Source organism: Vagococcus proximus (assembly GCF_029143285.1).
In the GTDB taxonomy this organism is placed as follows: Bacteria; Bacillota; Bacilli; order Lactobacillales; family Vagococcaceae; genus Vagococcus_D; species Vagococcus_D proximus.
The window spans coordinates 142,434-158,883 of record NZ_JAPDSH010000006.1 but is presented as its reverse complement, the minus strand read 5'-3'; the positions used below and the strand labels follow the sequence as shown (position 1 = coordinate 158,883).

General features: G+C 37.6%; 16 protein-coding genes. 3 read left to right on the top strand and 13 right to left on the bottom strand.

The genetic code is table 11. From position 1 onward, the window contains the following. Nucleotides 1-260: 260 nt before the first annotated feature. Nucleotides 261-2,258 (bottom strand): transketolase, encoded by a 1,998-nt coding sequence (gene tkt / locus OL233_RS08900; protein WP_275471961.1) that lies wholly within the window; start codon nt 2,256-2,258, stop codon nt 261-263. A 110-nt stretch (nt 2,259-2,368) separates the two neighbouring features. Then, nucleotides 2,369-2,620, bottom strand: coding sequence for a DUF896 family protein (locus OL233_RS08895; RefSeq protein WP_126829953.1), 252 nt, complete (start codon nt 2,618-2,620; stop codon nt 2,369-2,371). 146 nt (nt 2,621-2,766) lie between these two features. Between OL233_RS08895 and lexA the strand changes: the two genes are divergently transcribed. Then, nucleotides 2,767-3,387, top strand: coding sequence for a transcriptional repressor LexA (gene lexA / locus OL233_RS08890; RefSeq protein ID WP_275471960.1), 621 nt, complete (start codon nt 2,767-2,769; stop codon nt 3,385-3,387). A gap of 37 nt (nt 3,388-3,424) precedes the next feature. Here the strand turns inward: lexA and buk are convergent, their stop codons facing one another. The 7 genes from buk to lpdA form a co-directional block, all read right to left on the bottom strand. After that, entirely contained in the window at nt 3,425-4,495 is a 1,071-nt protein-coding gene (gene buk, locus OL233_RS08885) for a butyrate kinase (protein ID WP_275471959.1), read from the bottom strand. A 12-nt stretch (nt 4,496-4,507) separates the two neighbouring features. Next, the gene (locus OL233_RS08880; RefSeq protein ID WP_275471958.1) at nt 4,508-5,413 is read right to left on the bottom strand and encodes a bifunctional enoyl-CoA hydratase/phosphate acetyltransferase; all 906 of its coding nucleotides are present in this window, start codon (nt 5,411-5,413) and stop codon (nt 4,508-4,510) included. A 19-nt stretch (nt 5,414-5,432) separates the two neighbouring features. Continuing rightward, complete coding sequence (locus tag OL233_RS08875) at nt 5,433-6,704, bottom strand: dihydrolipoamide acetyltransferase family protein (protein ID WP_275471957.1); 1,272 nt, start codon at nt 6,702-6,704, stop codon at nt 5,433-5,435. Between the two features lie 26 nt (nt 6,705-6,730). Beyond that, the gene (locus OL233_RS08870) at nt 6,731-7,708 is read right to left on the bottom strand and encodes an alpha-ketoacid dehydrogenase subunit beta (protein ID WP_275471956.1); all 978 of its coding nucleotides are present in this window, start codon (nt 7,706-7,708) and stop codon (nt 6,731-6,733) included. Between the two features lies 1 nt (nt 7,709). Then, complete coding sequence (pdhA, locus tag OL233_RS08865; protein ID WP_275471955.1) at nt 7,710-8,819, bottom strand: pyruvate dehydrogenase (acetyl-transferring) E1 component subunit alpha; 1,110 nt, start codon at nt 8,817-8,819, stop codon at nt 7,710-7,712. A gap of 33 nt (nt 8,820-8,852) precedes the next feature. Beyond that, nucleotides 8,853-9,893, bottom strand: coding sequence for a PTS sugar transporter subunit IIC (locus tag OL233_RS08860; protein ID WP_275471954.1), 1,041 nt, complete (start codon nt 9,891-9,893; stop codon nt 8,853-8,855). A 68-nt stretch (nt 9,894-9,961) separates the two neighbouring features. After that, nucleotides 9,962-11,368: a dihydrolipoyl dehydrogenase gene (lpdA, locus tag OL233_RS08855; RefSeq protein WP_275471953.1), complete on the bottom strand. Its 1,407-nt coding sequence runs from the start codon at nt 11,366-11,368 to the stop codon at nt 9,962-9,964. A gap of 230 nt (nt 11,369-11,598) precedes the next feature. Between lpdA and OL233_RS08850 the strand changes: the two genes are divergently transcribed. After that, nucleotides 11,599-12,486: a LysR family transcriptional regulator gene (locus OL233_RS08850; protein ID WP_275471952.1), complete on the top strand. Its 888-nt coding sequence runs from the start codon at nt 11,599-11,601 to the stop codon at nt 12,484-12,486. A gap of 115 nt (nt 12,487-12,601) precedes the next feature. Next, nucleotides 12,602-12,841 carry a hypothetical protein gene (locus OL233_RS08845; RefSeq protein WP_275471951.1) on the top strand — a complete coding sequence of 80 codons (240 nt, stop codon included), beginning with the start codon at nt 12,602-12,604 and terminating at the stop codon, nt 12,839-12,841. A gap of 35 nt (nt 12,842-12,876) precedes the next feature. Here the strand turns inward: OL233_RS08845 and OL233_RS08840 are convergent, their stop codons facing one another. The 4 genes from OL233_RS08840 to lgt form a co-directional block, all read right to left on the bottom strand. Next, nucleotides 12,877-13,866 carry a nucleoid-associated protein gene (locus OL233_RS08840; RefSeq protein ID WP_275471950.1) on the bottom strand — a complete coding sequence of 330 codons (990 nt, stop codon included), beginning with the start codon at nt 13,864-13,866 and terminating at the stop codon, nt 12,877-12,879. 69 nt (nt 13,867-13,935) lie between these two features. Beyond that, entirely contained in the window at nt 13,936-14,943 is a 1,008-nt protein-coding gene (locus OL233_RS08835; protein ID WP_275471976.1) for an NAD(P)H-dependent glycerol-3-phosphate dehydrogenase, read from the bottom strand. After that, nucleotides 14,943-15,605 (bottom strand): pyrophosphatase PpaX, encoded by a 663-nt coding sequence (gene ppaX / locus OL233_RS08830; RefSeq protein ID WP_275471949.1) that lies wholly within the window; start codon nt 15,603-15,605, stop codon nt 14,943-14,945. The genes OL233_RS08835 and ppaX overlap by 1 nt, the downstream gene beginning before the upstream one ends. Continuing rightward, nucleotides 15,602-16,420, bottom strand: coding sequence for a prolipoprotein diacylglyceryl transferase (gene lgt / locus OL233_RS08825; RefSeq protein ID WP_275471975.1), 819 nt, complete (start codon nt 16,418-16,420; stop codon nt 15,602-15,604). The genes ppaX and lgt overlap by 4 nt, the downstream gene beginning before the upstream one ends. Between the last annotated feature and the right edge of the window lie 30 nt (nt 16,421-16,450).

Here is a 16,450-nt window from a genome sequence, read left to right as displayed (position 1 = left end):
TCACTTTTTTCTCTTTATTCTTTTTCAAAATGTTTCCTCCACACTTTACAGTTACATATTGTAATTATTCTTATCATTCATTTTATCATATAAAAAAAGCTTATGCTTTAAATAAGCCATTTTTATACAAAAAATTCATGGAAAATTCATTATTGAAATAGTTTAATTCCAAACCTACTCACACTATCATGTAAACCACTGATAAGACAAATATAAAAAAGCAGTTCCACCTTAATTGGCGAAACTGCTTTGAGTTTTAATTATAAGCTATTGAAAGTAGCTACAACATTTTCAGTTGTGAAGCCGTATTCTGGTAATACTCTTGAAGCTGGCGCACTTGCACCAAATTTATCAACAGTAACAGTTTTTCCTTCAAATCCTACATAACGTTCCCATCCGAATGATGAACCCATCTCAACTGCGACACGTTTAGTAATTGCTTTTGGTAAAACTGATTCACGGTAAGCCGCATCTTGCATTTCAAATAAATCCATACTTGGCATTGAAACAACTGATACATCTTTACCTTGTGCTGCTAATTCTTTTTGAGCTTCAACAGCTAGCGCAACTTCAGATCCAGTTGCAATTAAGATACCTTCTGGTTGGTCGCCTTTTTGAGCAGAGATAACGTAAGCTCCTTTAGCAACGCCTACTTCAGCTAACTCTTTAGAGTTTTCTAAAACTGGTAAGTTTTGACGAGTTAATGCTAAAACAGTTGGACGGTCAGTAGATGATGCTGCAAGTTTCCAAGCTGCACGTACTTCATTTCCATCAGCCGGACGTAATGTTGTCAAGTTAGGCATGCTGCGTAAGCTTGATAATTGTTCGATAGGCTCATGAGTTGGACCATCTTCTCCAACAGCAATTGAATCATGTGTTAACACATAAGTAACTGGCACACCTTGGATTGCTGCTAAACGAATAGCCGGACGTAAGTAATCTACGAATACGAAGAATGTTCCACCGTATACGCGAGTTCCGCCGTGTAATGCAATTCCGTTCATAGCTGCTGCCATTGCGAATTCACGAACACCAAACCAGATGTTGCGTCCTTCGTATTGACCAGGTTCAAAATCTTTTTCTTCTGCCATCATTGTATTGTTTGATGATGATAAGTCAGCAGAACCACCCCAGATAGTTGGAACAGTTTTAGCTAATGCTTGAATCATTTGTTTGCTTGTAATACGACTTGCAAGAGCGTCATCGCCTACTTCAAATGTTGGCATTTCTGAATCCCAGTTTTCTGGTAATTTGCCAGCATAAGCATCTAAGAATTGTTGCGCTAATTCTGGGTATTCAGCTTTGTAGCCAGCGAATAATTCATTCCACTCAGTTTCAGCTTTTTCACCTTTAGCGTTAATTTCTTGTTTGAAACGATCTTTAACTTCAGCAGGCACTTCAAACTCAGGAGTATCCCATCCGTAAGCTTTTTTAGCTGCTTCAATACCTTCTGCTCCAAGTGGGGCACCGTGAACTTTGTTTGTTCCTTCGTTTGGTGCACCGAAACCGATGATTGTTTTGATTTCGATCATTGTTGGTTTTGTTGTTTCAGCTTTCGCTTCCTCAATCGCTTTAGAAATAGCTTCTAAGTCGTTACCATCTTTAACTAAGATATGGTGCCATCCAGTTGCTTCAACACGGCCTTTCACATCTTCAGTAAATGATTTATCTAATGGGCCATCTAATGAAATATCATTTGAATCGTATAATACGATTAATTTATCTAATTTCATGTGTCCTGCCATACTCATTGCTTCTTGAGAGATACCTTCCATTAAATCGCCATCTCCACAAATAGCATATGTGTAATGATCTACGATTTTGAAGTTTGGTTTGTTGTAAGTTGCAGCTAAATGAGCTTCAGCCATAGCAAACCCAACACTCATTGCAATCCCTTGGCCTAAAGGACCAGTTGTTGCTTCAACACCATCAGTGTGATTTACTTCTGGATGTCCTGGAGTACGACTCCCCCATTGACGGAATCCTTTTAAGTCATCTTGGTTTACATCGTAACCAGCTAAGTGTAATAAGCTATATAACATTGCTGAACCATGACCAGCAGAAAGGATGAATCGGTCGCGATCTACCCAGTTTCTTGATGTACTTGGGTTGATTTTTAAATGTTTAGTCCATAAAGCATATGCCATCGGTGCAGCCCCTAATGGTAATCCCGGGTGACCTGAGTTTGCTTTTTGGATAGTATCCATACTTAACGTACGGATTGAGTTAACGCCTAATTCATCAATTTTATCGAACATGAATGTATTCCTCCTGTTGTTTAGGTTTTTTTTACCTTAATTGTTATAGGTCTATTTTACCTTTATTGGAACAGAAATGCAATGAAAACTTTTTCACTTACTCCTAATGACTAGTTTTCTTTGTGACGGTCATGAAGTCCTTTTTCTTTTTGGATACCTTTTAATTTATCAGGTGTTACATCGTTTCCTTTTTCGTCAACAACTTTCATTCCTTCGATATGGTTACGCATTCCACCACGGAAACGCTCTAAGTATTCCTGACGTAATTCTTTTTGTTCTGTTTGCTCTGCTAAAGTTAACCCTTCAGCTTTTGATTTATTTGCTAATTCATTAATACGTGCCATTTTTTCTTTTGATAACATAATCGTTCCTCCTAATTTTTAATACTCTTACTATACTAATCTATTATATTTTAAATAACAATTATTCTCAACTTACGAACATGCGTTTGATTTGTATTCTTACTTATGATAATATTAAAGTGTTAAATAAAGACTAGGAGGTTACTATGAGTACACCGAGAGAAACACGTCAAGCCGACATTCTTAAGTACATACATACTCAAGTTTCTGAAAAAGGTTATCCGCCTACTGTTCGTGAAATAGGCTTAGCCGTAAATCTATCATCCACTTCAACCGTCCACGGCCACTTGTCCCGTTTAGAAAAAAAAGGATTCCTACAACGTGATCCTAGTAAACCTCGTGCAATCGAGCTTACTAAAAAAGGATTAGACTTTTTAGGCATCCAAGACAAAACAATCCCTTTACTCGGGACGGTTACTGCCGGTGAACCGATTTTAGCAGTAGAAGAAGCACTTGACTTCTTCCCCATACCGCCTAACTTATCGCAGGACGAAAACAATCTATTTATGCTAAAAATCAGAGGAGAAAGTATGATTAATGCTGGTATCCTTGATGGTGACCAAGTGATTGTTAAAAAACAATCAAATGCTTCTAATGGCGATATTGTTATTGCCATGACTGATGAAGACGAAGCCACATGCAAACGTTTCTTTAAAGAAAAAAATCATATTCGTTTACAACCCGAAAATGATTATCTAGAGCCTATTATTCTAGACAATGTTTCTATTTTAGGTAAAGTAGTGAGTTTATATCGTGATACGATTTAAGTTACGCAAAAAGACCAGAGAATATTCTCTGGTCTTTTTATTTTCCGAAGGTATGTCCTTCTTCAGTTCCTTCTAACACACGTTTTGCCCCCATAGCTAAGGCAAACATTTCATTTTCACCTGGCGATAAGATAACCGGCCCTAAGAATGACACACGTTCTGTTACCCAGTCCGTTAACATATTAGAGTAGCTCAAACCACCTGTTAAAACGATACCGTCTACATTCCCTCTAAGAACAGTAGCCAATTGTCCAATACCTTTAGCGATTTGATAAGCCATTGCTTCAAAAATAAGCGCTGCTTCTTCATCGCCCTCTTTAATACGTTTTTCAACTTCAATCCCACTATTCGTATCAAGATAAGAAATTAACCCGCCATGTTTACGTGTTAAGCGTGTCACCTCAGCTTCTGACAATTTGTAACACATTGGCACTAATTCTTTAAGTGATAAGCCGCCTGAACGCTCTACCGAGAATGAGCCTTCATCATCTAAGACTAAATCAATCATACGCCCATTTTCGTGCGCACTGATGGAGAAGCCACTCCCTAAATGAACCACGATTAAATTCAGGTCTTCATAATTTTTTTCAAGCTTTTCCGCTGTTTGCATCGCAACGGAACGCATATTTAACATATGCCCCACACTACGACGTTTCACACCTTTAAGCCCAGATACACGAGCTAAATCTTGGAATTGATCGACTGTAATAGGATCATAAACCATTGAAATCGCATCTGGTTTAGCTAACTTACGAACACCATCTGCTAAAAGTGCTCCAAGGTTAGAAGCATGTTCGATATCTGCTCGATTACTCAACCAATCAATCATCTCTTCATTTACAAAATACGCTCCTGCTTCAACTGGCGGCAACATACCACCACGTCCAACAGCCGCATCTACATCTGCCAAGTCTACACCTTTAGACATCAGAAAATCTAAAATAATTCCTAAACGGTAATCGTATTGATCAACAATTCGGTTATATTGAGCAAGTTCGCTTGTTTCATGGAAAATATTTTCTTTAAAAAGTTCCTCATCATTTACAAAATAAGAGACTTTTGTCGATGTTGAACCTGGATTAATAACGACTATTTTTTTATCGCTCATAACACAACCTCCTTAAAGTGAAATCGCTAAAATTAGCGAGTTTAACTTTTCTTCTGTACTTGATCCTCTTGATGTTAAAACGATCGGACACTTTGCTCCTACAATCAGCCCAGCCATTTTACCACCGGCTAAGGTTGTAAGACTCTTACCTAAGACATTACCTGTGATGATATCTGGCACTAATAAAATATCTGCTTCACCAGCTACAGGACTGTCATACTCTTTTTCTTTGGCGATTTCTTTGCTAATTGAAAGATCTAATGAGATCGGTCCCTCAATCACACTTCCTACAAAGTCCCCTTTGCCACTTAATTTTTTTAGTTCAGCTGCATCAAGTGAGGCTTGTAATTTCGGGTTCACATTTTCAGTAGCATCTAACACACCAATTTTTGTTTCGTCATATCCTAATGCTTTTGTAACAGATAGAGCATTTTTTAGAAGCTCTTCTTTAGTTGGTAAATCAGGTGTCAACATCATGCCACCATCTGTAATGAATAACAATTTATGATAACTAGGGACTTCATTAATTGCCACATGGGACAATACTTTTTGTTCCCTAATACCATTTTCTTTATTCACTACCGCTTTTAGTAAGTCACGCGTCTGTAAATGACCTTTCATCAACACGTCAGCTTTGTCTTCTTTAATTAATGCTACCGACTTTTGCGCCGTATCTGTGTCATCGTTACCGTGAACAATTTCGAAATCTTTAGGCTCTTCTTTTAATTTTTCAAGTAAGCTTGTAATTTCTTTTTCATCTCCGACTAAAATGGGTGTAATGAGTCCTTCATGATAAAGTGAAAGAACACTTTGAAGAGTATGCTCATCTGTCGCATTGGCTACAACGACTCTTTTCTTATGAACTGATTCTAAAGAGAGAAGGTCTCTCTTTAGATCAGCAAAACTTGGAATTGTCATGGTGTCACCTTTCCTTGTTTTAATTTTTTAATAACATTAAATCTGGATCAGCTAACGCTTTTTTGAATACGCCTAAAGCTTCTTGTGCTTCAACGCCATCAACTAAACGATGATCGAATGCGAATGATAAGCGCATAATTGGTGCGATTTCCATTTCACGGTCTTTATTCACAATCACTTCATCAGCAATTCTAGCGATTCCCATAATGAATGATTCTGGGAAATTAATAATCGGTGTTGACCACACGCCACCTGAATCTGGCATGCCACCAATATTTGTAATCGTTGCTGAACTTCCAGACATATCAGCTGGTGTTAATTTACCTGCTGCAGCTTTATCTCCTAATTCAGTAATTTCTTTCGCAATTTCAAAGACTGATTTTTTATCAGCATCTTTGATAACTGGCACGTATAAACCGTGTTCTGTATTTGTTGCAATCCCAATATGGATGCCGCCTTTATGGACAATATCCCCTTCTGCCATATCAACATAAGCATTTAACGATGGGAATTCTTTCAATAATTGAACCATTGCTTTTACAATATATGGTAAGTAAGTTAAACGAACCTCTTCTTCTTTTGCGATTTCTTTATATTTCGCACGGTGTGCCATTAAATTAGTCGCATTTACTTTGTCAAAAACTGTTACGTGAGGAATTTCTGTTCTACTTTGAACCATTGCTTTAGCAATCGCTTTACGAACAGGAGTCATCTTCTCACGCCAGTCGCCCTCACCTGGTTTTGGTGCTGGTGCTGGTTTCGGAGCTGCCGAATTAACAGCCGCTGGTGCAGGTGCCACTGACGCTGCTGTTACAGGAGCTTCTGCTGAACCACCACCAGCTAAGAATGTGTCAATATCTGCTTTAACGATTTTTCCACCATTTCCTGTAGGTGTTACCATACTTAGATCAACACCTTGCTGTCTAGCGTAACGTCTAACTGATGGAACCGCTTTAACTTTACCTGTCGAACTCACTGCTTTTTTACTATCAGATGTTTCTTCAACAGCAACTTCTGCTTGTTCTGGTTCACTCGATTCTTCACTTGCTACAGTATCATCTGTTGCAATTTCAATAATGACTTGATCCACTAAAGCAATGCCTTCTGGTACTAAGATTTTCTCCACTCGACCTGATACTGGTGACGGAATTTCCATAGTAGACTTATCATTTTGGATTTCAACAAGTGAGTCATCTGCCTTCACTTCGTCTCCTTCTGCTACTAACCAACTAATAATCTCTGCTTCTGTTAAACCTTCACCCACATCGGGTAATTTAAATTTATATGACATACGATTATCCTCCAATATACTTAATTTTATTCTGTAAGAGTACGGCGAACTGCTGCTTCAACATCTTTAGACGTTGGTAACCATACGCCTTCTGCTGCGCCAAATGGGAAGTGACTATCTGGAGCTGCCACACGACCAATCGGTGCTTCTAAGTCATACATTGCTAATTCTGAAATCTCAGCCATGATATGATTAGCTAACCCTGTCATACGTTGCGCTTCTTGAACGACGACAACATGACCTGTTTTTCTCACTGATTCTAAAATAGTATCTGTATCGAATGGAACAACCGTTCTTAAGTCAATTAATTCTACTGAAATGCCTTCTTTTTCTAAAGTTTTAATCGCTTTTTTAGATTCATGAACCATTGAACCATACGTTACGATAGTAATATCAGACCCTTCCTGAATAACATTCGCTTTGTCTAACTCAATTGTGTATAGTTCTTCTGGCACGTCTTCTTTAATCGAACGGTATAATTTTAAATGCTCTAAGAAGTAAACTGGATCATTATTTCTAATAGAAGAAACTAGTAATCCTTTAGCATCATATGGGCCACTTGGAATAACAATACGTAAACCTGGTGTTTGACCAAATAGTCCTTCTAAGTTATCTGAGTGAAGTTCTGGTGTTCCAACCCCTCCACCAAATGTTGAACGAATCGTAACAGGAGCTGAGCCAGTCCCACCTAAACGGTAACGGTGACGTGCTAATTGTCCACAAAGTCCATCAATTGCTTCCATTGTAAATCCTGAGAATTGGATTTCTGGAATTGGTCTAAATCCGCCAATTGCAAGACCCAAAGCCATTCCCATAATGCCTGATTCAGCTAATGGTGTATCAAAAATACGCTTGTCACCTAATGCTTCATGAATGCCATCTGTTGCACGGAATACCCCACCGTTAATCCCAACATCTTCACCAAATAATAATGTACGTTCATCTCGTTTCATCTCTTGTAAAAGTGCTTCATTAATCGCTTGAACCATATTTTTCTCAGCCATTTTACTTAGCCTCCTTAGCTTTATACATTTCAATTTCTTTCTTAATACGTGGTGTTGGTTCTTCAAATACATTTTCAAGTAATTCAGATACTGTTTGTTTAGGTTCTGCATCTGCTTCGTCTAATGCTTTGTTTACTTCTTCTGTTGTATCAGCAATGACTTGCTCTTCCATCTCTTCTGTCCATAACCCTTTATCACCTAAGAATTTACGCATTCTAATTAAGTAATCTTTTTCACGCCATTCCGCTACTTCTTCATCGCTACGGTAACGAGTTGGGTCATCTGATAACGTATGTGGACCGAAACGGTATGTTAACGTCTCAATCAAGACTGGTCCTTTACCTGATAAAGCATGTTCTTTCGCCATTTTTGTCACTTCATATAATGCAAGTGGATCCATTCCGTCTACTTGAACACCTGGGATACCAGCTGCTACTGCTTTTTGAGCCAATGTATGAGCTTTTGATTGTTTCTCACGTGGAACTGAAATACCGTATTTATTATTTTGAACAATAAAGACTACTTGTGAGTCAAATGCGCCTGCAAAGTTAATCCCTTCATAGAAATCACCTTGTGATGTTCCGCCGTCACCGATATAAGTCATGACAACTTTATCTTTACCGTCTAATTTATAAGCTAAGCCCAAGCCTGCTGCTTGAACATATTGTGAGCCGATAATCGTTTGTGCTGGTAATCCTTGTAAGCCTTCTGGGAATTTATTTGCCGCAACATGCCCTCTGTACCAAAGAATTGCATTTTTAAGTGGCATACCATGTTTAACTAAAGGAATAACATCACGGTACGTTGGGATTAAGAAATCCTCATCCGAAATACCAAACAATGTTGCCAGTTGTGACGCTTCTTGTCCTTCTGATGGTGGTAAGTTACCAATACGACCTTGACGTCCTGCTAAAATCAAGCGTTCGTTAACTGCTCTCCCCCATACTAAATCTTTCATTAAAGCCACTAATTCGTCATCTGTCAGGCTTGATTCTGCCCCTTTATTCACTAACTTCCCTTTTTCATCTAAAATCTGAACGTGCTTGATAATGTCTGTACTTTCTTTAACAATCTCATCAAAATTGATTGTGTTTGTCTCTTTTTTAGCCATTTCTCGTCATTCCTCTCCAAATCGTTTTTAGTTTTAGTTGAAATCTAATTTATAATCTTCTGGATCTGCTACTGCCAATTTTTGATTAAAGATATAATTGAAAACAAATCCTAAAATAATAGGTACTACTGCAAATGCTAAGACTACTTTTATAATATTGCCAACAGACCATCCGCCATCAGCTAAAGCTAGAGCGTTAATCGGTCCAATTAAGCCACTAAATCCAAATCCAGCACTAAATGATGTTCCTTGCAGATTCAAGAATGCTGCTAAAGCACCCGTGATTGCTGCGTTACAAATAACAGGTAACATGATTTTTGGTTTTTTAAGTACATTTGCCATTTGCATTTTAGGTGATCCAATGAAATGAGCTAATGATGTTGGAATACTGTTCGTCTTCCATCCGGCAATACATAAGCCGAAACCAGCTGCGCAAATACCCAAGTTAGCCGCACCTGAAGCTACACCTGTTAGTGAAATCGCTGTGGCGATTCCAACTGTAGCAATCGGTGATACAATCATCATTGAGAAGATAATGGCAATCGCGATAGCCATTGGAATCGGTTGAAATTCTGTTAACATGGCTACGAATTGGCCAAGCATTGTTGTAATGTATTTAACGTAAGGGAGTAATAATAAACCAAGCCCCCCACCTACTACTACTAAGATTGTTGGAATAACCAGAATCGTAAACGCTTTCAGTTTTTCGCCAAGTACTAAGATTAATAACGCTCCAATTGCTGCAGTTAAGCCTGTATTAATAACATCTCCCGTTCCTTGGAAAATAAAGCCGCCTTCTGGATTAAGTCTTGCCACACCTGATCCTACAACACAGGCCATACCTAGTGACCCTATTTGAATAGGTGTAAATTTAAAGTTAATCGCAACAGCCACACCTACAACTATTGGCATTAAGGTTTGTGCAATACCTGTTGCTGTTAATCCGAATGACCAATCTAGGCTTTTTGATAATTCACTTAATAAAGCACCCGGGATTAGTGACACCACAACCCCCATGGCCACACCATTCAAGACATTCATTGTAAAATCTTTTGGTTTAATATTTATTGCCATCCTTATTTCCTCCTAGTGATTATTCTTTATATGCCCCTTTTCTGTGTCATGCGTCACTCTTCTAATTCTTAAACATGTATCGGTAAACCTAAGCCAATCTCTGCTGCATCCATGATAGTTTCACTTAATGATGGATGTGGATGAATGGTTAGAGCTAAATCTTCTATTGTCAGGTCAGTTTCAATCGCTAACACTAATTCAGCAATCATATCGCTTGCTCCAACACCTGCGATTTGTGCACCTAAGAGTTTACCTGATTCCTTTTCACTCACTAATTGCATAAAGCCATCAGTTGCACCTAATGATAAGGCACGTCCATTAGCAGCAAATGGGAATTTTGATACCGTTACCGCAATATCTTGCTCTTTTGCTTCTGCTTTTGTTAAACCTACAGAGGCTAATTCTGGTTCTGTAAAACAAACAGCTGGAATAGCTTGATAATCCATAATGACATCTTGTCCTGCTATCACTTCTGCTACGACTTTGGCTTCATAACTTGCTTTGTGTGCTAAAGCCAAACCTGCTGTAACATCTCCAATCGCATAAATCCCTTTTGCTGTTGTTTCGCCACGTTCGTCAACTTTAATCAAGCCACGTTCATCCATCTCAACACCAGCTTTGTCTAACCCAAGCTCATCGGTATTTGGACGACGTCCTACTGATACCATGACATAATCGGCTTCAATCGTTTTTTCTTTTCCTTCTACTTCATAAGTAACCGTTACGCTATCTTTATTATTTACAGCATTTTTTGCCATTGCTTTTGTTTCAATCGTCACATCTTTCTCTTTGAAGTTTTTCTCAACTAATTTCACCATGTCTTTTTCAAAGTTAGGTAAAATACTTGGTGCGCCTTCTAAGATAGTAACGTCGGTTCCAAGACTGGCATAGACACCTGCTAGCTCGCTTCCAATGTATCCTCCACCGATTACAACTAATTTCTTAGGAATTTCCTTTAAATTAAGTAAGCCTGTTGAATCTAGAATACGCTTTCCAAATTTAAATCCTTTAATTTCAAGTGGACGACTCCCTGTTGCGATGATAACGTTTTGGAATGAATACGTTTCACCACCAAATTCGTGCATCACACGCAGACGATGTTCATCCATGAAATAACCGGCTCCATTTAAAATTGTCACTTTATTTTTCTTCAGCAGCATTTCTACGCCACCTGTTAATTTTGATACTACTTCCTTATCCTTCCACTCTTGAACCTCTTCAAAGTCAATCGTGACATCTTTTGCATGTACGCCTTTTGTCTTTTCATTTAAAGCGTGATAGTAATCATGACTAGCATGGATTAGTGCTTTCGAAGGGATACATCCGACATTTAGACACGTTCCTCCAATAAAATCTTTTTCAATAATTGCTACTTTCTTTCCTAGTTGTGCGGCTCTAATCGCAGCCACATAACCACCAGGTCCTGAACCAATCACAACTGTGTCTAGTTCTGTTTCGAAATCTCCTACAACCATTAATTGCACATCCTCTCGTATACTTTGATTTGGACTTTTTCAATCTTATCTAGTAAGATTAAGGATAATCAGTCGTTCCTTTTATGGAGAAATAACTCTTTCACCTTTCACAAATGTAAGCGTCTTCTCTATGAACCTAGTATAGCCCGTGGTACCTATTATGTGAAATCGGTAGTTTTTATAGGGCTATAAACTTCATCTATACCAAACAAAAGAAAGAAGGCAAGTCTATGGAAATCAGGCAAGTAAAATACTTTATCGAGATTATTAAAACCCAGAGCTACTCAATGGCGGCTAAAAATCTCTTTATTACCCAACCCACTCTTTCGTGGAATATGACTAAACTACAAGAAGAGCTCGGGACTAAGCTCATCTACCAAGTAGGAAACACAGTTATGCCAACTACTGCTGGAAGTTTGTTATACGAAAAAGGCACCCAGATCGTACATGATTTTGAAAAACTTACTCAAGAATTAGGAGACGCCTCCCTTCATCCTAATGATGAATTAACCATCGGCTCCAATGCTGTGATTTCTCCTTTCTTTATGCCACTCATTGAAGGATTCATGTCCCAGTATCCAAAAACTAGCCTAACAATTGAAGAAGATGGTTCAATTAAAACGCAAAAGAAAATTGCAAACGGCGAGTTAGAACTTGGTGTGGTTTCTTATCCAATCGTCGAAAATAATCTTCACGTTGAAAAAAATAGTCATCACCGCTTTAAGTATGATGCCTATGTTGTGATGCGTGCCGATCATCCCCTTGCTAAAAACGAACACTTAACGTTTAAAGACTTGAAAGAAGCAAGTTTTGTTTCCATGTCAAAAGACTATGTCCTTTGGCATGTCCTTCAAACCAAAGCAAGAGAGAACGGCTATCAACCAACTGTTAACTTTTTAAGTAATAGTCACGAGGTCCTAATACAAAATATCTTGAAAACTGGTGCTATTGGGATTCTTCCCATTCAACTTCAATCCGAATACGCAAATGAAGACCTTGTTTGGGTGAAACTTAAAGATAAAATGAAGCCTTTCGATATTGTGGTTGTCCATAAGAAAGAGGCGCCACTCAGTCCTACAGCAGCTTTATTCTTGGAATACATCATCAATAATAAATAAAAAAACTAGCCAAATGCTAGTTTTTTTTATTTACCTCTTTACAACACGAACAAATGTTTGTATAATATAAATATAGAACAGATGTTCGCAAAAAGAATATATGAGGTGACATGATATGTTAGCAATCAGACGCATGGGATTTATTTTTACATTATTAGTTATCGGTATCTTACTAGGTACTTTAGGTATTAAAACAGCACTTATTATTATTTCTCTTCCATTCTTACTTTGGTATATGGTGTGGGATGAAAAAAGTTACTATAGCTCAAAAATAGAGGCCGAAAGAGAATATGAAGCCTACCAAGACTATATACATTATCAAGAAGAACAACCCTATACTTATCATCAACACTAAAAAAAGCCGACTCTCCTAAAAGAGTCGGCTTTTTTCTAAAATTTATTAATGATTTCATCTACATTTTTAATCATCACAGAGATTGTGCCGTCTGGATTATTAATAAATTCGATTAAGTCTTTGTCCTGATAAACGTCTACAGGGATAATCATTTCAATTCCATTTGCTAATTTTAATTTTTGTTTGCTGTATTTCTTTTCGTACTTAGGTACATTAACTGGAATATCTTCTACAAAGTCGGTTTGTTCAACACGCTCCAGGTATTCTGTTTTAGCTACATGATTATTTTCAAAAACAGCCTCAGCTATTTTTTCATTACTAATCCTACCTTCTTCTTCCAAACTCTCATGCACCGCTTGTTGAATTTGAGACATACTAACATATTTTTCTTCATTGTATTTATCGGCAATTTCTTTAACTGCTTTTTTGACGATTTTAATATTGTCTTGAATCGTCGGAGTAGCTGCCGTTTTCAAAATAATATCAGAAAGGTAGTTCGCCTTTTTACCGTCAAATAGGTACTTTTTCTCAACTAATTCAAAATCACCCGTTTTCATATTAATAAAAAAAGCCTCTTCAACTTTTTGAGTAAGAGCCGGCAGAATCGTTTTATTAATAATCAAGTTATTTAACAATAAATCTCCTTCATAGTCCACAAAATGTGTATAAGCCGGCTTATAGTTTAGTTTTATAAAACCAAACAACTCCTGCCCTTCACGTTCCGCTGTCAGACAAAGGATATCACCACTTAACACTTCTTGACCTTGAACTAAACAATCAAAAATGATTTGGGAAAGTTCTTGACTCTTCTCAACAAAATTTAAATCCTCACGATTAATGAGTTGTAAAATAGCATGATCCGCATTCAATGTTCCCGTCTTTAAATCACCTTTTTCAAACTTTTTAACGATACCATTTAAGTAAGTTTTGACTGGATAATCCGTTAATGTTAATGTTTGTTGCGAACATAGTAATGAACTCGCTTCTAAATCTAGCACTTGTAAAACTGCCTCTTTTATTTCCATCTTTCTAGCTCCTTTAAATCTCAATTAAAAAACCACACAGCCGTCACTGCATGGTTTTATAGGTTACTTTTAAAATTCAACTTCCGAACGGCCATCACGTAACATGATGTTTTTAGCCGCAACGTTAACATCTTGATTATTATATAGAACATCATAGATAGCCGTTGTAATTGGCATCTCTACATTTAACTCAGAAGCTAATTCATAAGCTGCTTTAGTTGTCGAAACTCCTTCAACAATCATGCCCATATTTTCAAGAATTTCATCTAGATTATGACCTTTACCTAACAAATCTCCTGCTCTCCAGTTACGAGAATGAATACTTGTACACGTTACAATCAAGTCACCAACACCACTTAACCCAATAAAAGTGAGTGGATCAGCTCCCATGGCAACACCTAAACGGCTGATTTCAGCTAGACCACGCGTCATAATTGCTGCTTTGGCATTGTCACCAAAACCTAAACCATGAATCGCTCCCGAACCTAAAGCTATGATATTTTTTAGAGCCGCACCTGTTTCTACACCAATCACATCAGTATTTGTGTAAATTCTAAAATAATCATTCATGAAGATAGACTGAACATACTCTGCATAGTTTAAATCCTCACTTGCTGCAGTAATAGTAGTAATGTCTTTTACAGCTACTTCTTCAGCATGACTCGGACCAGATAACACAACAACATCCTTGCACTTATCACCAATCTCATCTTTTAAAATCTCTGAGATACGTAAATGTGTGCCTTGCTCTAACCCTTTACTTGCATGAATAATAACAGGTTTAGTATCCATTACTTCAACCAGCTGCTTAGAAACTGAACGAATTGCTTTAGTTGGAACAACAAACAGTATTGCATCTGCTCCACTGACACATGTTTTTAAATCTGCATTTGCTTTGAGCCCTTCTGGAAGAGCTATATCGGGTAAGTAGTGATGGTTAGTATGTGAGTCATTAATCTCAACAAGTTGTTCCGGATTATGTCCCCAAATAGTAACATCATGACCATTTTCTACTAGTACCTTTGCTAATGCCGTCCCCCATGATCCAGGACCTAATACTGCAATTTTTTGTCTCATCATTGGCACTCCTCTTCGTTATAATTTATTAACCATTGGCTCAATTCTAACATAGACGAGACCATCTTGTAAGGTTTGTAAGGTTCAATAACCGATTTTTCTTTTCTAGACCATTTTACGAAAATAGGTTTAACTCCTGCATTATGCCCAGCTTCTATATCATGCCAATTGTCCCCTACCATCATACATTGATTTGGTTCAACACCTAACTTAAGCATCGCTAGAAATAACGGCTCAGGATCTGGTTTGAATTTTTCATAATCACCATTGCCAATCGTAACATCAAAATACCCTTCTAAACCCAATGTTTTTATCCCTTTATTTAATGTTAAGTTACTTTTAGTTGAAACAATAGCAAGCTTAAAACCCGCTTCTTTTAACTCAGATAATGCTTCTTTCACATTTGGAAACAGACAAATCAACTCATCATGATGTTCTAAATTATAGCGACGGTACTCTGCCACTTTTTCTTTGAAATCTTCTGGAAATAATTGCTTAAAAACCGCCTCTAAAGGCGGCCCGTTAAAAGCTTTAAGATTTTCTTCATTATATTTCCCAGGAAATAATGGCGTTAAGACATGTAAGAACGAGTCCGTTATTAACTTATTTGTATCTGCAAGTGTCCCATCAAAATCAAATAAAACGGCTTTCAAACGACTCATTTAATTCCCTCACTTCGACTATAAAAGGGAACACTCTCTTGTCTTCTACGGTAAAGCATTAAACCTAATGCCACAGCAAACAGCACTACCGACACTAATTGAGATATACGGATGACACCGAATGCCCAAAGACTATCTGTTCTCATTCCTTCTATAAAGAAACGACCAAATGAATACCACATCACGTATAGGAAGGTAATTTCACCTTCTTTTAAAAAGTTTTTCTTAGTTCTAATCCACAGAAGTAAGAAAAATCCAATCATATTCCAACTGCTCTCGTATAAAAATGTAGGATGATGATACTCTCCATCAATCTTCATGTTATCGATAATAAAATTAGGCAGGTGTAATTTTTCTAAAAACGAACGACTTACTACGCCACCATAAGCTTCATGATTCATAAAGTTGCCCCATCGTCCGATAGACTGAGCTACTATAACACCAGGTGCTGCTACATCTAAAAACTTCCAAAAAGAAATATAACGAGAACGAGTGAAGAAATACATCACTACTCCCCCTGCAAGTAAGCCACCATATATGGCTAATCCACCGTTTCTAATTGCAAGTATTTCCCCGGGATTGGCTGCATAATACTCCCACTCAAAAATAACATAATACAACCTTGCTCCAATGATAGACAGTGGCAATCCCCAGAACATAAAATCAATAATATCATCTTCTCTAAGACCCACACGTTTTGCTTCTCTTGTCGCTAGCCAAACAGCTAACACCATTCCTGTTACGATAATAATACCGTACCATTTAACTTCCAAGCCAAATAGATTGAAAGCCACACCATTAACAGTTCCTAATATAGACATTCTTTACTCACCTTTCATTCATCC